We start from the raw sequence: 18,578 nt of genomic DNA, 5'->3' as shown, positions 1-18,578 counted from the left end.
GTTAACGCTCCGTAGTTTTACGAATTTCTTTCTCGTCCATCCACTCGGCCAGACCGCTTTCTACGTCGATCAATTGCAGGCTGAATTTGTAGAAGACGTCCTTGTAGTCGCTGCTGCGCTTGACGATGGAGCTGATCGAGCCTTCCAGACGGTATTTGGCAGCGACCATGTTGCCGGTCTTGGCGACGGTGGTCTTCTTGTACAGACCGCTCTGGTTCTGCAGCTTGAGCTGATCGACCTGGTTCTGCATCTGGTTGTCGTCACTGGCAAAACGGGCGGTGCCGCTTTTCATCAGCTGGGTTTTGATCGAGGTGGTGATCTCGCGGGTATCGATGTATTCGCTGGTCTTGTTCTTCACGTCATAGACCTGAACCACCGGACGGCCTTGCAGGATGCCGGACTGAGCGAGCGAACGCGTCATGCTTTCGGCAATCATCTGCAGGTCGGTCGAGCCGAATTCGTTGGTCACGGTCTCGACGGCCTTGGTGTCGCCGTAGCTGATGTTCTTGCTGCCCAGGCTAGGCGAATTGTTGGCGCAGCCGGTGACCAGCAGTGCAAGGGCGGCGATGGAGCAGAAGCGTGTAAGCATTGAGGCGTTCTCCAGAACTGGACGAAAAGATGTGCCAATCAAGGCGTGTTGATCTCGATACGGAAATCGGTCGCACGCGGAACCGGTGCAATGGCTGGCAGTACGGTGCTTTGCGAGCCGTACAGGGTCATGCTTTTCCAGCTTTCTTCGTCGGCAACCGGAAAGCCATCGTTGCCCAGCCAGGCAAAGCGGTAATACATCATCCGGTTGCGGCTGCTGGTGTTGGTCAACTGCGCCTTGACGGTCAGAAAGCCGTTTTCACGCGCGACACGCATGGCACCGACTTCGATGTTTTTGGTGTCGCCCATCGACACCACCTTGCTGGCTGCGCTGCCCGGCGCCGGGGGTGGCGGTGTTGCGCATCCCGCCAGCAAGGCTACTGCCAGCAGGCCAAGAATCTTCATACGCATGGAAAATCTCCGATCAGGGTTGTTTGGCGGTTGCGATAGCTTGCGGCGCGTTCGTCGACATGACGTGAGCGGCCAGACTGCCTGCATAGACCTGGCTGCCCAGCGCGCGCAGCGGGATCACCTGATAGCGCTGATCGACGCTGACCCGCACATGCGAGCCGCCCATCGAGTTGGGCAGAATGATCTGGTGCTCGCCCTGGGTCAGGCGCAGGCGCGCGACCAGTGTGTTGTCCGGCAGCGTGCGCCAGGTACGGGTGTCGGCACCTTCGGTGACGGCCGAGGCAATGCCCACGGCCAGACCGGCCAGCGGGTTGACGTCGTTGAGCTGCTTCTGGGCAACGCCACGGGTGATGGCGCGGACCGTGGTGCGCAGGATGATGCCGGGCATGTCGTCACGCAATGCGCGGCGGGACATGTCGGTGGTGCTGTTGAGCAGTGTCAGGTTGAGCGGCTTTCCGTCCAGAGTGATCTGGTTGAAGGCGGGCGTGGAGGTGTCGGGCCTGATGACCGGGAAAGACAACGGCGTGATGACCAGATTGCCGCTGATCGGCAGCGGCAGCGGGATACGGACCGAGTCGCGGGCCGGAGCGAAACCGCTCTGCACCACGATCAGCACTTCGCTGTTGCCGTCTTTGCTGGCCGCCGCGTCGAGGTCTTTCAGCGCCTGTTCCAGCAACGGCGTATTGGGACGCAGCTCGGCAGCCTTGCTATAGCCGGGCGCTGCCAGGCCTTTCTCGCCGAGCGCTTCGTACACGAAGCCGGACAGGTAGTGGCTGAACGCACTCTGATAGCTGTTTTTCAGGCTGACGACTTCAGGTGCATCCAGTGAGGCGACCGGGTAGCCCTTGAGCTCCTTGAATTCGGTGCGCACGCCACGGTTTTCGGCTTCCTGTTCGCTTTTCAGGTATTCCTTGTCGCGCAGCTCGGCGATAACGGCTTCACGCTCGTGGGTCTTCTTGATTTCGGTACGGGCACTGTCGAAGTCATTGCGGGCGAGGTGGTTGAGCGCCATCTGGGTGGTGAGCATGACCTTTTCGTAATCGTAGCCTTCGTAGCGACGTACCTTGTCGTTCACCAGGAAGCTGCCGAACTGGGCCAGGTATTTGTCGGTGTCGAGCTTGACCGACTCCTCCCACTTGAACACCACCAGGTCAGCAGCACGCCAGGCAGTCTGACTGCCGGCGAAGTCGCCCTTGGCACGCAGCAGCTCGCCTTTCTCGAAGTAATAGAGCAGGTCTTTGTCCTCACCCTTGTTGTTCTTTTCAAGGGTGCCAATGGCGGCATCAACATTGCCGCTGGCCAGTTGCTGATTGGTTTCCTTCAACTCGGTGTCGTAGCTGCGAAATGCAGAGCAGCCCGCCAGTTGAAAAGCAGAGATCAGCGCAAGCGCGGTCAGGGCACGAGAGGACATAGGCGTTCTATTCCCTAAGGGGATAGCCTGGGCGGCTATTCAAGTCCGTTTGATCAGGCGGCGTGGCTGCCTGAATGGTGAGCCCGCGCATGTCTGACTGGATCCAGCGCTGCGGGCGCGGAATTATAGGCGCAGGGAATGGGATGACAATGGCTTTTTGATGTCTTACACAGGTTTTGGATGTTTCCTACCTTCCGGTCGAGACCTGGCGCACAGTTTCAGGCGTCATTCGAACGACGGTGCACTTCATGCCTCCTCGTAAAATTATGTAACAAAAAATTGCCCTGAGTATTGAGTAGCGTCTCGTTGAAGTGAACAATGCAACGCATCGCATTCTTATTGAGATTCACAATGCTCCCCCTTTCTCGTTTGCTTCTCCGGCTCCTGGCACCGATGTTGGCGCTGTGCAGCTTCGGCGTACTGACTGATCCCGTCGAAGGTGCCGCTCAGGCGCTGCATGTGCTGGACTATCTGAGCGCGGATTACCCGGCGACCGTGGCAGACGGCAAAGTGATCGATGCCACAGGCTATCAAGGGCAGGTCCAATCGCTCGATGCGCTTCAAAGCCTGATCATTGCACTGCCGCAACGCACCGAGCGCGCTGAACTCGAACAGGGCGCAGCTGACTTGAAAACGGCTGTCGGCAAGCGACAGGACGCTGCGGTCGTGGCTCGTCAGGCGCGGCAGTTGGGCGCAAAGCTCGCATTGGCTTATGAAGTCAGCCAGGCACCTGCGATCACGCCTGACCCTGCCCGAGGTGCGCCGTTGTACGCGCAGCACTGCTCGGTCTGTCACGGCGATACAGGTCTCGGTGACGGCCCGGCCGGTATCGGTCTGGAGCCTGCGCCGGGCAACCTGCGCGACGCCGCGCGGATGGATCGCCTGAGCCTTTACGGCCTTTACAGCGCGCTGGGCCTGGGTATCGCCGGGACTGATATGCCCGGGTTCGCCGACCAGCTTGATGATCGTCAGCGCTGGGACATTGCGACCTATATCGCAAGCTTCAGTGCACAGCCGGTCGCCAGTCCGGCCAGGACCTACAACCTCGCAGACCTTGCACGTCAGACCCCTGCGGAGATCCTGGCTGCCGATGGTCCGGACGCTGCCGCGACATTTCGCGCCCAACGTTCTCAGCCCCCACAGGTTCAGCGCGGCCCTGCGCAGTTGCTCGACTACACCAGCGTGACGCTGGACAAGAGCCTGGCGGCCTATCGCTCAGGTGATCGCGAGCAGGCGTATGACTTGTCCGTCGCGGCCTATCTGGAAGGGTTCGAACTCGTCGAGAGTTCGCTGGATAACGTCGACGCGCAGGTTCGCAAAGACACCGAGAAGAGCCTGATGGCCTACCGGCAGTCCCTGCAGGACGGATTGCCGGTCCCGCAGGCGGCGCAGAAACTGGAAGCGGCCAAGGCGAAGCTCAAGCAGTCGGCTGACCTGCTGGGCAGCGATGGTTTGAGTCTGTCACTGAGCTACATTTCAGGGCTGCTGATTCTGCTGCGCGAAGGGCTGGAAGCGATTTTGGTGCTGGCCGCGATTCTGGCGTTTCTGCGCAATACCGGACAGCAGTCTGCGGTGCGCAGCGTCAACGTTGGCTGGGGCCTGGCGCTGTTGGCGGGCCTGGCAACCTGGGCGGTGGCCGCTTATGTGATCGACGTAAGTGGTGCGCAGCGTGAGTTGCTTGAAGGCGCGACCGCGCTGTTCGCCAGCGTGATGGTGCTCTGGCTGGGCGTGTGGATGCACGATCGCCGGCATGCCGCAGCCTGGCAGGATTACGTAAAAAACAGCCTGGTCGGCGGCGGCGGGCGTTTCGGCTTCGCGGTGTTGGCGTTCTTTTCGGTTTACCGCGAGCTGTTCGAGGTCATCCTGTTCTACGAAACCCTGTGGCTGCAGGCAGGTCCCGCCGGGCATGACGCGGTGCTGGCTGGCGGCGCCACGGCGTTGGTATTGCTGGTGGGGTTGGCGTGGATCATCCTGCGCGGCTCAGCGAAACTGCCACTGGCGCTGTTCTTCAGCATCAACGCGACCTTGTTGTGTGCGTTGTCAGTGGTGTTTGCCGGTCATGGCGTCAAGGCGCTGCAGGAAGCCGGTATCTTCGGCACCCGACCTGTGCCGTTCTTCGAGTTCGACTGGCTGGGTATTCACGCCGATGCCTACTCGCTGGCAGCGCAGGCCATTGCGCTGGCCGCCATTGCGGTGCTGTATGGCCGCAGTCGCCTGGCAGAGAGGCGCAGGCTTCAAGTGGCTGATCAGAGGTCGGGCTAAAAAGCACCACCGTGGGAGGCGGCTTGCCGGCGATCGCGTCAGGTCAGGTTGCGAGAGGTTGTCTGACAGGTCGCATCGCCGGCAAGCCGCCTCCCACAGATGTGCATTTATCCAATGAGGATTGCGTAGAGCGCGGAGCGCAGGAACATCAGTTTCGCATCCTCACGCATCCTGCTCCTGCGTCAGCTCCAGCACGCGATCAACCAGTTTGTTGATGCCTGATGCGGCTTCGCTGATGCTCTTTGCAACCATGTAGGCCGGGGTGCTGACCAGTTTTCGCGCCTCGTCTTCCACGATCTCCGACACTTCACAGTCCTGATGCGCACCGCCCATTTTAGTGATGGCCGCGGCGGTTTCGGGGTCATTGCCGATGGTGCAGGTCACGCCTGGGCCGTAGATCTTTGCAGCAAGGGCCGGGGTGATGCAGATCAGTCCAACGGGCTTGCCTGCCAGCGCGAAGGCCTCGGCCAGCGCCAACAGCTCAGGGTTGACCTGACAGGCCTGACCCTGCTGCGCGAAGTCGGACAGGTTCTTCGCCGAGCCAAATCCACCGGGGACAATCAATGCATCGAAGTCGTTGACGTCGGCTTCCCGCAGGTCTTTCACTTCGCCGCGTGCGATGCGTGCCGACTCGACCAGCACGTTGCGGGTCTCGGGCATTTCCTCACCCGTCAGGTGATTCACGACGTGGTGCTGCGCGATGTTCGGCGCGAAGCACTGCACCTGTGCGCCACGCTGGTCCAGGCGCAACAGGGTCAGCACGCTTTCATGGATTTCGGCACCGTCGTAGACGCCGCAGCCGGACAGGATCACAGCCACTTTCTTTTGCATGATTTCGACTCCTTGGTCATGACGCATCTACCAATGGAACACATTGCGCGTCATCTGTTCAGTGTCAGGTCTTGTCGAGGCGGGATCAGTCGGGGAGGTGGTGCGTCATCCGGGCGAGGCTTTTTGGCCTGCACCCGGAGAAGTCGGGAGGGATAATCAGTCGTCGGACTTTTTCTTCAGGTCGAGATGGGCCTCGACCGGCATGTCCAGATCGGAAGCCGCTGAGGATGCGCAGTATTGTCGCTCTTCACGGGCCTCGCGAGCGATGCGGGCGTTCTTGATACGGCGACGCAGCCACAAGCCAAGGCCCACCAGAAGCAACGCGCCCAGCACCCAGAGCTCGTATTTCTTGACGTTGCCTAGCAGGCCTTCGAGCACGGCGCCGAAATGATACGCCGCCGACCCCAGCGCCGCCGCCCAGACCGCCGCGCCGATGCCGTTGAGCAGCAGGTAGCGTCCTGGCGGATAGCCGGACAACCCGATGGCCACGGGCATGACGGTTCGCAGGCCGTAAACGAACCGGAAGCTCAGCACCCATATGTCCGGGTGTTTGCGCACAAGCCTTAAGGCCTTGTCGCCCATGAGCTGCCAGCGAGGTTTGCGGGCCAGTAGCTTGCGGCCGTGCTTGCGCCCCATGAAATACCACAGCTGATCGCCCGCATAGCTTCCGCAGAAGGCCACGAGGATGACGATGTTGAGGTCCATGTACCCACGGAAAGCCAGGAATCCGGCAAGAACCAGAATGGTCTCGCCTTCAAAGAAGGTGCCGAGGAAGAGGGCGAAGTAGCCAAACTCATTCAAGAAATTCTGGAGCATTGTCTGGATGCTGGCGAAATGAGCACGCAGCCTAACGCGCCGAGGGCAATCATGAAAGTGTCGATATGTGTCTCGACGTTAAAGATTCTTGCAACCACAATGTTCCTTTCTCTCCAGTTGAGTCGCTGCGGCCTGCAGTCGCAGGTCGAACCATGACTGTCACACATTGGTCATAATGGCGGCTTATAACTGTCGCGCTTGCCCGCGTAAGCGGGCTCAGGAGTCTCGCCGTGAGCTTTACCCCCGCTAACCGCCTGTTTCCTCTCACTCGTCTGCGCCGTAATCGCCGCGACGACTTTTCCCGTCGGCTGGTCCGCGAAAACGTTGTCACTGTCGACGATCTGATTCTTCCCGTATTTGTACTCGACGGTGAAAACCGTCGTGAAAGCATTGCCTCGATGCCTGGCGTCGAACGCCTGAGCGTTGACCTGTTGCTCAAGGAAGCCGAAAGCTGGGTGGCGCTGGGCATTCCTGCGCTTGCACTGTTTCCGGTGACGCCGCCTGAAAAGAAATCCCTGGACGGTGCCGAAGCCTGGAACCCGGAAGGCATCGCCCAGCGCGCCACGCGTGCGCTGCGTGACCGTTTCCCCGAGCTGGGCGTCATCACTGACGTGGCGCTGGACCCGTTCACCACGCATGGCCAGGACGGCATTCTTGATGAAGAAGGCTACGTGCAGAACGACATCACGGTCGACGCGCTGGTCAAGCAGGCGCTGTCCCATGCCGATGCCGGTGCGCAGGTGATTGCTCCGTCCGACATGATGGACGGCCGCATTCAGGCGATTCGTGAAGCGCTGGAACTGGCCGGACACGTCAATGTGCGGATCATGGCCTATTCGGCCAAATACGCCAGTGCCTATTACGGTCCGTTCCGCGATGCGGTAGGTTCTTCGTTGAACCTGGGCAAGGCCAACAAGGCCTCCTATCAAATGGACCCGGCCAACAGCAATGAAGCGCTGCATGAAGTGGCCGCCGATCTGTCTGAAGGCGCGGACATGGTGATGGTCAAGCCGGGTATGCCGTACCTGGACATCCTTCATCGGGTCAAGGATGAGTTCAAGGTGCCGACCTTTGTGTATCAGGTCAGTGGCGAATACGCGATGCACATGGCTGCAATCCAGAATGGCTGGCTGAGTGAAGGGGTGATTCTCGAATCCCTCACCGCCTTCAAACGCGCAGGAGCTGACGGCATCCTCACTTATTTTGCCGTCCGCGCTGCTCAACTGCTGAAAGGGCAATAGCCTCACAGGAACACTCATGAATACCGAAGGACTCATCGAAGCCGCTGTTGAAGTCGATGTTCAGGAAGCTGCTCCCGTGGTTGAACCTGACATTGAAGTTGTCCCGGCCATCGAGGCACCCGTTGCTGTGGTGCCTGCCGTCGTCGCTCCGAATCTGGACGACAGCAGCCTGTACATCCACCGTGAGCTGTCTCAGTTGCAGTTCAACATACGGGTTCTGGAGCAGGCGCTCGATGAGTCCTATCCGTTACTGGAGCGGCTGAAGTTTCTGCTGATTTTCTCCAGCAACCTCGATGAGTTCTTCGAGATTCGTGTCGCGGGCTTGAAGAAGCAGATCACCTTTGCCCGTGAGCAGGCCGGTGCCGACGGCTTGCAGCCGCATCAGGCGCTGGCCCGCATCAGCGAACTGGTCCATGGTCACGTTGACCGCCAGTACGCGATCCTCAACGATATTCTTCTGCCGGAGCTGGAAAAGCACCACGTCCGCTTCATTCGTCGCCGTCACTGGACGGCCAAGCTCAAGGCCTGGGTGCGTCGTTATTTCCGCGATGAGATTGCGCCGATCATCACCCCGATCGGCCTGGACCCGACGCACCCGTTCCCGTTGCTGGTCAACAAGAGCCTGAACTTCATCGTGGAGCTGGAAGGCATTGATGCGTTCGGTCGCGACTCGGGTCTTGCGATCATCCCGGCACCACGCCTGCTGCCGCGCATCATCAAGGTGCCGGAAGAGGTCTGCGGGCCTGGCGACAACTTCGTGTTCCTGTCGTCGATGATCCACGCTCACGCTGACGATCTGTTTCAGGGCATGAAGGTCAAGGGCTGCTACCAGTTCCGCCTGACCCGTAACGCCGACCTGGCGCTGGATTCGGAAGACGTGGAAGACCTTGCACGCGCACTGCGCGGCGAGCTGTTCTCGCGTCGTTATGGCGACGCGGTGCGTCTGGAGGTGGCGGACACCTGTCCCAAGCATCTGTCGGACTACCTGCTCAAGCAGTTCAACCTGAACGAGTCCGAGCTGTACCAGGTCAACGGCCCGGTCAACCTGACGCGTCTGTTCAGCATCACCGGTCTGGACAGCCATCCGGAGCTGCAATACCTGCCGTTCACGCCAGCGATTCCCAAGCTGCTGCAGAACAGCGAAAACATTTTCAGTGTGATCAGCAAGCAGGACATTCTGCTGCTGCACCCGTTCGAGTCCTTCACGCCAGTGGTCGATCTGCTGCGTCAGGCCGCGAAAGACCCACACGTGCTGGCGGTGCGTCAGACGCTGTATCGCAGCGGCGCGAACTCGGAAATCGTTGACGCGCTGGTCGATGCGGCGCGTAACGGCAAGGAAGTCACGGCGGTGATCGAATTGCGTGCCCGGTTCGACGAAGAGTCCAACCTGCAGCTGGCCAGCCGTCTGCAAGCGGCGGGTGCGGTGGTGATCTACGGTGTGGTCGGCTTCAAGACCCACGCCAAGATGATGCTGATCCTGCGCCGTGAGGCAGGCGAAATCGTGCGTTACGCGCACCTGGGCACCGGTAACTATCACGCCGGTAACGCCCGCCTGTACACCGACTACAGCCTGCTGACCTCCGACGACGCGCTGTGTGAAGACGTCGGCAAGTTGTTCAGTCAGTTGATTGGCATGGGCAAGACGCTGCGCATGAAAAAGCTGCTGCACGCGCCGTTTACGCTGAAGAAAGGCATGCTCGACATGATCGCCCGCGAGACGCAATTTGCGCTCGACGGCAAGCCCGCGCACATCATCGCCAAGTTCAACTCGCTGACCGATCCGAAGATCATCCGCGCGCTGTACAAGGCCAGTCAGTCAGGGGTGCGTATCGATCTGGTGGTGCGCGGCATGTGCTGCCTGCGTCCGGGCATCGCCGGGGTTTCGCACAACATTCATGTGCGCTCGATCATCGGTCGTTTCCTGGAGCACACGCGGGTGTTCTACTTCCTCAACGGCGGCGACGAGCAGATGTTTCTGTCCAGTGCCGACTGGATGGAGCGCAACCTCGACAAGCGCGTCGAGACCTGCTTCCCGGTGGAGGGCAAGAAATTGATCCTGCGGGTGAAGAAGGAACTGGAAAGCTACCTGACCGACAACACCCACAGCTGGCTGTTGCAGTCTGACGGGCGTTACGTACGCAGCACGCCGACCGGCAACCAGAACGCTCGAAGCGCCCAGGCGACCCTGCTGGAGCGCCTGAGCAACCCGGTCCTCAGCGTACGCTGAAGACGATGCCGACTCGGGTCAGCCACTCCGCTTCCAGCGCGAAGTCGGCCTGAGTCAGCTGGTTGTTTTCCAGCCAGCCGGTCGGGAATTCCGCATCCAGGTTCGGACCGTCCGCACGCAGCACCACGCGTGGCATCTCTTGGGTGCCACGAATGTGGTGGAACAGGATCGCGAAGCGCAGCAGTACGCACAGGCGAATCAGCTTGATGCCTTCATCGCCGAACTCGGCAAACTTGTCCTTGGGAATGTTACGACGATGCCCGCGCACCAGCAGTGCGAGCATCTGCTGGTCTTCGCGTGAGAAACCGGCCAGGTCGGAGTGCTCGATCAGGTAAGCGCCGTGCTTGTGGTAATGATAGTGGGCGATGTCCAGGCCTACTTCATGCACCTTGGCAGCCCAGCTCAACAGCTCGGCGTAGCTTTCGTGCTGCAGGTCCCAGCTGTCGGCGACCTGTTCCAGCGCGTGCAGGGCCTTGGCCTCGACGCGAGCGGCCTGTTCCATGTCGACGTGGTAGCGCTCCATCAGCGACGTCAGCGTACGCTCGCGCACGTCTTCGTGATGATGGCGACCCATCAGGTCATACAGCACACCTTCACGCAGGGCACCTTCGCAGTGATCCATGCGCTTGAGTTCGAGGGCGTCGAAGATAGCTTCCAGAATGGCCAGGCCCGCCGGGAAGATCGCGCGACGGTCGGGCTTGATGCCGTCGAAGTCGATTTTCTCGACGTCACCCAGCTTGAACAGTTTGCGCTTGAGCCAGGCCAGCCCTTCGGCGTTGACCTCGCCTGCGCCGTAGCCGTTGGCCTTGAGCGCCACACCAATCGCACGAATGGTTCCGGACGAGCCGATGGCTTCATCCCACTTCAAGCGATGCAGCGCGTGTTCGATGCTCATGATTTCCAGGCGGGCAGCGGTGTAGGCCTGGGCGTAGCGGGCAGGTGTCACCTTGCCGTCGCGGAAGTAGCGCTGGGTGAAACTCACGCAGCCCATCTGCAGGCTTTCGCGCAGCAGAGGCTCGAAACGCTGGCCGATGATGAACTCGGTACTGCCGCCGCCAATGTCGGCCACCAGGCGTTTGCCGGGAGTGTCTGCCAGGGTATGGGAGACGCCCAGGTAGATGAGGCGTGCTTCTTCGCGGCCGGAGATGACTTCCACCGGATGGCCGAGGATTTCTTCTGCACGGTGAATGAAGTCGTTGCGGTTGCGGGCTTCGCGCAGGGCATTGGTGCCCACGATACGCACGGCGCCGAGCGGCAGGCCGTTGATCAGTTGGGCGAAGCGCTTGAGGCAGTCGAGGCCCCGCTGCATGGATTCTTCAGTCAGCTGGCGCTCTTCGGTGATTCCGGCTGCCAACTGCACCTTCTCGCCCAGGCGCTCAAGAATGCGAATTTCGCCCTGATTGGCTTTTGCCACAACCATATGGAAGCTGTTGGAGCCCAGGTCGATAGCGGCGATCAGTGAAAGATTCTTGGGTTTAGAGTGCGGCATGGTCTGGCAATCCCGTTCGATAACCGCGTCATCGTGCCACGATCCACCTCTGCCGCCAACGCGAAGCTGCCCAGGCGGCGGAAATACCCGGTATTAATCTCGCCCAGTGACTCCCACTTCGCACCCGCCCCCTGATGTGAGCCGAGCATCACGGGCTGCATACCCACGCGGAGCGCTCATCGTTATACACAAGTCTTGCTGCAATCAACGGACTGTGGGAGACGGCTTGCCAGCGATGCGTTTTTCGATGCGACATATCGGGGACTGAGCTGACACCATCGCCGGCAAGCCGCCTCCCACGAGTATGCATTCAGTCAGACACTTTCGTTTTGGCCCCGTTATGCGCGTCTTTTGGATGTGCGTGTAACGATGAGCGCTTTGCGTGGGAACGCCTCTCAGGACGCTACGCATCCGGGTGTTTGCGATGGAGGGCGATCAGTTTACCCCGACATCATGACTCGATCCCTCATTGTCGCCGGACGGGAAGCGGCAGTGAGATCATTTTCCGTGCACCTGAAGTGTAATTTGAGCTCAGGTAATGCAGGTGGCTGTGGACCTTCTATCGTCACGATCCAACAGCGCTCGTTCGCGCCCTATAATTGAGAAGGCGCACAGATAATCATGGAGCAACATGTAGGTGTTGGTGGTGGCCGGACGGGCTTCCAAGGATATTCAAAAAGATCAGTGCTGTGAAAGTCATGCATGCTTTAATTAGAAAGGAATCTATCATGTCTAATGAACTCCCCGCCTCAGCAACACGTTTATGGGTTGGGCAGCCCAACGTATTTGGTAACTTAGAGGTCGAGCCTAATGGTTCGATAATCTATGTCTATGATCGCGATTTAAACAAAAATGTCTGGCGTTATTTTAAGCCGTCTGACTCGGTGAGCTACCGCTGTGAAAGTCGAAATATAAGAGTTGGCACTCAGGCCTATAAGTGGCAAAAAGGCAAGACCTACACGCTAAACTGGAAAAGTAAGCTGACTAAAATAGACAGTGCCTACGGAGATTTTGTGATTTTTCAGTGGAAGTCTTATCCCAGCGGGCTCCAGAACTACCCGTTGATCATGACGGCGGTAAGAGATGAGGTCGTTTTGCGGTTTGTAGACAGGGGCGAGGTTTGGAAAACAGTGTGGACAAAAAAAACTCAGGACAATGTATGGAACAGTTATAGTTTGACTTTGCACCTGTCGGACGTTGATTCAGAAGGTTGGTTTGCACTTAACTATAATGGTGTCGATCAATTGCTCGATGGAAACAGCAGGTACACAGGGTGGACATTGGATGGGGCAAATGAGCCCAAGTGGGGTGTCTATAATAGAGACAATCCTGAGCATGAAATGGAGCAGTTTGTCGCGGACCTTGAAGTGTTTGAGCTTTCGTAAGGCTGGTAAAAAATAATTCCCTGGGTTCGTCGTTCGCAGGTGTATGGCGTCGCTATTAAACGCTGTTAGTTATCAGGAGGGAGCGACGCCTCGCTTCCTCCTGCTACTCCATGTGGCTATCGCTCTTTGGCCTATGCTCAAGCCTGCTCGACCGATCCGATAAAGTTGGCCAGTTCCGGGGTTTTCGGGTTGGCGAACAGTTCTTTCGGATCGCCCACTTCATGCACCTTGCCCTCATGCATGAACACCAGTTTGTCGCCCACTTCCCGGGCGAAGCGCATTTCGTGGGTGACCATGATCAGGGTCATGCCATCGGCAGCCAGCTGGCGCACGACGCTGAGCACTTCGTTGACCAGCTCCGGGTCCAGCGCGGACGTGATCTCGTCGCACAGCAGCACCTTGGGCGACATTGCCAGCGCACGGGCAATCGCCACGCGTTGCTGTTGACCGCCCGACAGCCGATCCGGGAAGGCATCGAACTTCTCGCCCAGCCCGACACGCTCCAGCATCTGCCTCGCCAGCTTTGCCGCCTCGGCTTTAGGCACTTTCTGCACGACCTGCGGCGCGAGCATCACGTTTTCGCCCACGCTCAGGTGCGGAAACAGGTTGAACTGCTGGAACACCATGCCGACTTTCTGCCGCAATGTGCGCAGGTCGGCCCGCGCAGCGTCCAGGTATTCGCTATCGACTTCGATCACGCCATCGTTGATCGACTCCAGCCCATTGAGGGTGCGCAACAACGTGCTCTTGCCCGAGCCGCTGCGACCGATGATCGCCACCACCTGACCTTCTTCTACGGAAAGGTCGATGCCTTTGAGAACGTGATGGTCGCCATAGTATTTGTGCAGGGCGGAAATTCTAAGCAGAGGCATGCAGTCTCCTTTCCAGATGACGCGCACAGAGCGACAACGGATAGCAAAGGATGAAATAGCCCAGGGCAACGAAGCCATAGACCATGAAAGGTTCGAACGTGGCATTGGCCAGCATGCTGCCGGTCTTGGTCAGCTCGGTGAAACCGATGATCGAGGTCACGGCTGTGCCTTTGACCACCTGCACCGAAAAGCCGACCGTCGGCGCAACAGCGATACGCAGGGCCTGAGGCAGGATCACATAGCGCATCTGCTCAAACGGGGTCAGCGCCAGGCTGGCGGATGCTTCCCACTGACCTTTGGAGATTGACTCCACACACCCGCGCCAGATTTCCGCAAGGTAAGCACTGGTGAACAGCGTCAGGGCCAGCGCGGCGGCGGCCCACGGGGAGATGTCCATCCCCATCAGCGCGACGCCGAAGAACACCAGAAACAGCTGCATCAACAGCGGGGTGCCTTGAAACAGTTCTATATATAAGCTGGCGGCCACTCGCGGCCCGGATTTCTCCGAGGTGCGCATGCCCATCACCAGCAGGCCGATCAGCCCGCCACCGATGAACGCCACCAGCGACAGGGCGACGGTCCATTGCAGGCCGGTCAACAGATTGCGCAGGATGTCCCAGAGGGTAAAGTCCATCAGCTGCTCCTCGAGATGTAGCGACGCCCGATCCAGGCCAGCAATTGCCGGATCAACAGTGCCATGCACAGGTAGATCAGCGTGGTGACGATGTAGGTTTCGAACGAGCGAAAATTGCGCGACTGGATGAAGTTGGCGAAAAAGCTCAGCTCTTCCGTGGCGATCTGCGAACAGACGGCCGAACCGAGCATCACAATGATGATCTGGCTGCTCAGGGCAGGCCAGACCTTGCTCAAGGCGGGTACCAGCACGACGTAGCGGAAGGCTTCATAGCGATTCATCGCCAGCGCCGCCGAGGCTTCGAGCTGCCCTTTGGGAACCGCCTGGATGCCTGCGCGGATGATTTCCGTGGAATAGGCCCCCAGGTTGATGACCATTGCCAGCACGGCGGCCTGCCACTCCGATATCTGCATGCCCAGCGAGGGCAGACCGAAGAAAATGAAGAACAGCTGGACCAGAAACGGCGTATTGCGGATCAGCTCCACGTACACCGCAAAGATCGTCGCAAAGGGCTGGATCTTCCAGGCCCTCACGACAGCGCCAACGATCCCCAGGCTGACGCCGAGCAAGGTGCCAATGGCGGTCAATTCCAGCGTGAATAATGCGCCGCGCAACAGCAGATCAATGTTCTGCAGAACCGGTGCAAAGTCGAAGTGATAAGCCATCGGCAGACCCTGTGAATCAGAAAACGGTGATCAGAGATCGGCTGGCAGCGGCTGCTTGAGCCAGGTGGTGGACGCTTTTTCCAGCGTGCCATCGGCCTTGGCGGCATTCAGGATCTCGTTGACCCTGGCCAGCAGTTCCGGCTGCCCCTTGTTCACGCCGACGTAGACGGGCGAGTCCTTGAGCTTCACTTTCAATGCCGGAATACGCTTGGGGTTGCGCTCGCTGATCGCAACCATCACCACGTTGCCGCTGGCGATCAGATCGGTCTGACCTGCGAGGTAGGCTGCGATGGTGGAGTTGTTGTCCTCGAAGCGCTTGATGGTTGCACCTTGTGGTGCGACGGCCGACAGCTCGATGTCTTCGATTGCGCCGCGGGTGACGCTGATGGTCTTGCCATTCAGGTCGGCGATTTCCTTGATCGGGGCATCAGGCGGACCGAATACAGCCAGATAGAACGGCGCATAGGCCCGCGAGAAATCGATCACTTTCTCGCGATCCGGGTTCTTGCCCAGGCTTGAAATCACCAGGTCGACCTTGCCGGTGGTCAGGAACGGGATGCGGTTGGTGCTGTTGACCGGCGTCAGTTCCAGCTTGACCTTCAATTTGTCGGCCAGCAGTTGTGCGGTGTCGATGTCCAGACCGCGCGGCTTCATGTCCGGGCCTACCGAACCAAACGGCGGGAAATCCTGAGGAACGGCAACTTTCAGGGTGCCGCGCGCTACGACGTCTTCCAGGCCATTGGCATGGGCTGGGGCCTGGCTCAGCATCAGGCTGGCAAACAGGGCAGTAAGCAGGGCGCTGTAACGCTTGGTCATGAGAACTCTCCGGGCGGAACGAAAGATGTTGGCCTGTCTGGTAGTGCACAGCCCATGCCACTCATCGTGTTTATGCCGTAACTCAAGGTGTGTAGCGGTTTTTTGGTCTTACTGGTCTGAACAGTTGGGCGGGGGTGCGCCCTGCTTTGGCGCGCCCGAAAGCCCCGCCGCCCCAGCGCTGGGCGTCGCTTGCCGAATGTGCGGGATGACGCTAAAAGGGATTTTTACTGGACTGACTGGCCTGAACAGTGATGCCTCACACTTCACTCGCAGTACCTGAATCGGCTCTTAGGGCAATCCGCAAGCTGATTGCCGAGCAAGGCTATAAACCTGGTGACAGCCTGCCGTCGCAACGCGATCTGGCGGTTTTGCTGGGCGTCAGTCGTGCCTCGCTGCGTGAGGCGCTGTCCTCGCTCAGCGCGCTGGGGGTCGTCAGTGTGCAGCCCGGCAAAGGCGTGTTCGTGCAGTCGCTTTCTGAACCAGAACAGCGCACCGGTGGATTTTCCTGGCCTTTCGATGCTCAGGTGTCGCCAGCGGATACGTTTCAATTGCGTTATGCGCTGGAAGGTTTCGCCGCTGGTCTGGCCGCCGTCACGCTGACAGCCGACGAACGGGACGTGCTGGAAGATAACGTCGAGGCGATGCGCCTTGAACTGCGCGCGGGCGACTTCGAGGCCGCAGCACGCCTGGATTTCGAGTTTCATCGGCACATTCTGGTGGCCAGCGGCAATCAGGCGATGCTCGGCATTGTGACCGCAGGCGCCGACATCTTTCTGGAAAGTCAGAAAATGCCGTTCATAAGGGCCGCCAGAGTGATGGAAACCTGGCAAGAACATCGCAAGATCATCCGCGCGCTGGCCCGTCACGCCTCTGGTCCTGCGCAAAAAGCCATGCAGGAACACATCCGGGGCGCTGCGCTGCGTACCGGCATCGTTTTCGTTTCCCCTTCTAGCTAGGGATGAGCTATAACCTGACTCATCGGCCGTCATAGCCAGACTCAATGAACCTTCGCTTCCTGAATGTCATAAGGCCCGCTATGATGAGCGTCGTTTTTTAGCCTACGAACTCGGAGACATTCATGAGTAACGACAAGATCAAACACGTCACCGACGCCAGCTTCGAAGCCGATGTACTCAAGGCCCAAGGGCCTGTGCTGGTTGACTACTGGGCTGAATGGTGTGGCCCTTGCAAGATGATTGCTCCTGTTCTTGACGAAATTGCGATCACCTACGAAGGCAAGCTGACCGTTGCCAAACTGAACATCGACAACAATCCGGAAACCCCGGGCAAGCACGGCGTACGTGGTATCCCGACTCTGATGTTGTTCAAGAACGGCAATGTTGAAGCGACCAAGGTGGGTGCTCTATCGAAGTCGCAGCTTGCTGCCTTCATCGACGCCAACATCTGAAGCGTTCCAAAGCCCTGCGAATAGCGGGGCTTTTTTCGTGTGCCGTACTAGACTCCTTGAAAATCGAGTGGTACATTCGGCCTCGCAACGGCTTCTCCGTTGCCCCCTGCTAGCCGTCGCCGACGCTCTCCTTTCGATTTAGTACGCGATCCTGTCGCCTTCTCTGCGGCGCGGCCTCATTAAGCCAAAAGCTTAATTTCCCCCTCCATACATGATTACGTCATTCCTATATGAACCTGACTGAACTCAAGCAAAAGCCGATTACCGATCTGCTCGAAATGGCCGAACAGATGGGCATAGAAAATATGGCCCGTTCGCGCAAGCAGGATGTGATTTTCTCCCTGCTCAAAAAGCACGCTAAAAGTGGCGAGGAAATTTCCGGTGATGGCGTGCTGGAGATCCTCCAGGACGGCTTCGGCTTCCTGCGCTCTGCAGACGCGTCCTACCTGGCCGGTCCGGATGACATTTATGTCTCCCCGAGCCAGATCCGCCGTTTCAACCTGCGTACCGGCGACACCATCGTTGGCAAGATCCGTCCTCCTAAAGAAGGTGAGCGTTATTTCGCGCTGCTCAAGGTCGACACGATCAACTACGACCGTCCGGAAAACGCCAAGAACAAGATTCTGTTCGAAAACCTGACGCCGCTGTTCCCGAACGTGCGCATGAAGATGGAAGCCGGTAACGGCTCCACCGAAGACCTCACCGGTCGCGTGATCGATCTGTGTGCGCCAATCGGTAAAGGTCAGCGTGGTCTGATCGTTGCTCCGCCGAAGGCGGGCAAGACCATCATGCTGCAGAACATCGCCTCGAACATCACGCGTAACAACCCCGAAGTTCACCTGATCGTTCTGCTGATCGACGAGCGTCCGGAAGAAGTGACCGAAATGCAGCGCACCGTGCGCGGCGAAGTGGTTGCCTCGACCTTCGACGAACCGCCGACCCGTCACGTACAGGTTGCCGAAATGGTGATCGAGAAGGCCAAGCGCCTGGTCGAGCACAAGAAAGACGTCGTCATCCTGCTGGACTCCATCACCCGTCTGGCCCGTGCCTACAACACCGTCATCCCGAGCTCCGGCAAGGTACTGACCGGTGGTGTCGATGCGCACGCCCTGGAGAAACCAAAGCGTTTCTTCGGTGCTGCACGAAACATCGAAGAAGGCGGCTCGTTGACCATCATCGCCACCGCGCTGGTTGAAACCGGTTCGAAAATGGATGAAGTCATCTACGAAGAGTTCAAGGGTACCGGCAACATGGAGCTGCCTCTGGATCGCAAGATCGCAGAGAAGCGCGTGTTCCCGGCCATCAACATCAACCGCTCCGGCACACGCCGCGAAGAGCTGTTGACCGCTGATGACGAGCTGCAGCGCATGTGGATCCTGCGCAAGCTGCTGCACCCGATGGACGAGGTCGCGGCGATCGAGTTCCTGATCGACAAGCTCAAGCAGACCAAGACCAACGATGAATTCTTCCTGTCGATGAAGCGTAAGTAACAGGCGGGTCGATTCAAGAAATGGCATCCTTC

At 58.9% G+C, this 18,578-nt stretch carries 17 protein-coding genes; 7 read left to right on the top strand and 10 right to left on the bottom strand.

Annotated elements, in window-relative coordinates; all coding sequences use genetic code 11:
- Position 1: 1 nt before the first annotated feature.
- Genes lpoB through H8S56_RS14735 form a run of 3 tightly spaced genes read right to left on the bottom strand, consistent with a single transcriptional unit; the run spans position 2 to position 2,410 of the window.
- Positions 2-589, bottom strand: a complete 588-nt coding sequence (lpoB, locus tag H8S56_RS14745) for a penicillin-binding protein activator LpoB (RefSeq protein ID WP_024689346.1) — start codon at positions 587-589, stop codon at positions 2-4.
- Positions 590-627: 38 nt separating this feature from the next.
- A complete protein-coding gene (locus H8S56_RS14740; protein WP_024689347.1) occupies positions 628-999 on the bottom strand; it encodes a YcfL family protein in 372 nt (123 codons plus the stop codon).
- Between the two features lie 13 nt (positions 1,000-1,012).
- A complete protein-coding gene (locus H8S56_RS14735; RefSeq protein ID WP_187519050.1) occupies positions 1,013-2,410 on the bottom strand; it encodes a COG3014 family protein in 1,398 nt (465 codons plus the stop codon).
- A gap of 351 nt (positions 2,411-2,761) precedes the next feature.
- On the opposite strand from H8S56_RS14735, the gene H8S56_RS14730 reads away from it, so the two are divergent.
- Complete coding sequence (locus tag H8S56_RS14730) at positions 2,762-4,672, top strand: cytochrome c/FTR1 family iron permease (protein WP_187519049.1); 1,911 nt, start codon at positions 2,762-2,764, stop codon at positions 4,670-4,672.
- A 162-nt stretch (positions 4,673-4,834) separates the two neighbouring features.
- Here H8S56_RS14730 and elbB read toward each other — a convergent pair whose 3' ends face one another.
- Both elbB and H8S56_RS14720 read right to left on the bottom strand, forming a co-directional pair.
- On the bottom strand, positions 4,835-5,503 hold the full coding sequence (elbB, locus tag H8S56_RS14725; RefSeq protein ID WP_024685904.1) for an isoprenoid biosynthesis glyoxalase ElbB: 669 nt from the start codon (positions 5,501-5,503) through the stop codon (positions 4,835-4,837).
- A gap of 156 nt (positions 5,504-5,659) precedes the next feature.
- Complete coding sequence (locus H8S56_RS14720) at positions 5,660-6,319, bottom strand: DedA family protein (RefSeq protein ID WP_187519048.1); 660 nt, start codon at positions 6,317-6,319, stop codon at positions 5,660-5,662.
- A 230-nt stretch (positions 6,320-6,549) separates the two neighbouring features.
- On the opposite strand from H8S56_RS14720, the gene hemB reads away from it, so the two are divergent.
- Both hemB and ppk1 read left to right on the top strand, forming a co-directional pair.
- Positions 6,550-7,560, top strand: coding sequence for a porphobilinogen synthase (gene hemB / locus H8S56_RS14715; RefSeq protein WP_073170862.1), 1,011 nt, complete (start codon positions 6,550-6,552; stop codon positions 7,558-7,560).
- 16 nt (positions 7,561-7,576) lie between these two features.
- On the top strand, positions 7,577-9,787 hold the full coding sequence (gene ppk1 / locus H8S56_RS14710) for a polyphosphate kinase 1 (RefSeq protein WP_024685901.1): 2,211 nt from the start codon (positions 7,577-7,579) through the stop codon (positions 9,785-9,787).
- Here the strand turns inward: ppk1 and ppx are convergent.
- Complete coding sequence (gene ppx / locus H8S56_RS14705) at positions 9,774-11,276, bottom strand: exopolyphosphatase (RefSeq protein ID WP_122697136.1); 1,503 nt, start codon at positions 11,274-11,276, stop codon at positions 9,774-9,776. The genes ppk1 and ppx overlap by 14 nt on opposite strands.
- A 728-nt stretch (positions 11,277-12,004) precedes the next feature.
- Between ppx and H8S56_RS14700 the strand changes: the two genes are divergently transcribed.
- Complete coding sequence (locus tag H8S56_RS14700) at positions 12,005-12,661, top strand: hypothetical protein (RefSeq protein WP_187519047.1); 657 nt, start codon at positions 12,005-12,007, stop codon at positions 12,659-12,661.
- 137 nt (positions 12,662-12,798) lie between these two features.
- On the opposite strand, the gene H8S56_RS14695 is transcribed toward H8S56_RS14700, so the two are convergent.
- Genes H8S56_RS14695 through H8S56_RS14680 form a run of 4 tightly spaced genes read right to left on the bottom strand, consistent with a single transcriptional unit; the run spans position 12,799 to position 15,648 of the window.
- The gene (locus H8S56_RS14695; protein WP_187519046.1) at positions 12,799-13,533 is read right to left on the bottom strand and encodes an amino acid ABC transporter ATP-binding protein; all 735 of its coding nucleotides are present in this window, start codon (positions 13,531-13,533) and stop codon (positions 12,799-12,801) included.
- Entirely contained in the window at positions 13,520-14,170 is a 651-nt protein-coding gene (locus tag H8S56_RS14690) for an amino acid ABC transporter permease (protein WP_032610709.1), read from the bottom strand. The genes H8S56_RS14695 and H8S56_RS14690 overlap by 14 nt, the downstream gene beginning before the upstream one ends.
- Positions 14,167-14,832: an amino acid ABC transporter permease gene (locus tag H8S56_RS14685; RefSeq protein ID WP_187519045.1), complete on the bottom strand. Its 666-nt coding sequence runs from the start codon at positions 14,830-14,832 to the stop codon at positions 14,167-14,169. The genes H8S56_RS14690 and H8S56_RS14685 overlap by 4 nt, the downstream gene beginning before the upstream one ends.
- Before the next feature lie 30 nt (positions 14,833-14,862).
- Entirely contained in the window at positions 14,863-15,648 is a 786-nt protein-coding gene (locus tag H8S56_RS14680) for a transporter substrate-binding domain-containing protein (RefSeq protein ID WP_073170848.1), read from the bottom strand.
- Between the two features lie 251 nt (positions 15,649-15,899).
- On the opposite strand from H8S56_RS14680, the gene H8S56_RS14675 reads away from it, so the two are divergent.
- The 3 genes from H8S56_RS14675 (at position 15,900) to rho (ending at position 18,546) form a co-directional block, all read left to right on the top strand.
- Positions 15,900-16,604, top strand: coding sequence for a FadR/GntR family transcriptional regulator (locus H8S56_RS14675; protein WP_024689164.1), 705 nt, complete (start codon positions 15,900-15,902; stop codon positions 16,602-16,604).
- 122 nt (positions 16,605-16,726) lie between these two features.
- Positions 16,727-17,056, top strand: coding sequence for a thioredoxin TrxA (gene trxA / locus H8S56_RS14670; RefSeq protein WP_024689163.1), 330 nt, complete (start codon positions 16,727-16,729; stop codon positions 17,054-17,056).
- Positions 17,057-17,286: 230 nt separating this feature from the next.
- Positions 17,287-18,546 (top strand): transcription termination factor Rho, encoded by a 1,260-nt coding sequence (rho, locus tag H8S56_RS14665; RefSeq protein ID WP_024689162.1) that lies wholly within the window; start codon positions 17,287-17,289, stop codon positions 18,544-18,546.
- The last annotated feature ends 32 nt before the right edge of the window (positions 18,547-18,578 follow it).

Source organism: Pseudomonas triticifolii (genome assembly GCF_014358015.1).
Classification (GTDB): domain Bacteria; phylum Pseudomonadota; class Gammaproteobacteria; order Pseudomonadales; family Pseudomonadaceae; genus Aquipseudomonas; species Aquipseudomonas triticifolii.
Note: the sequence above shows the minus strand (reverse complement) of the source record. Positions and strands in the feature narration are given on the sequence as shown.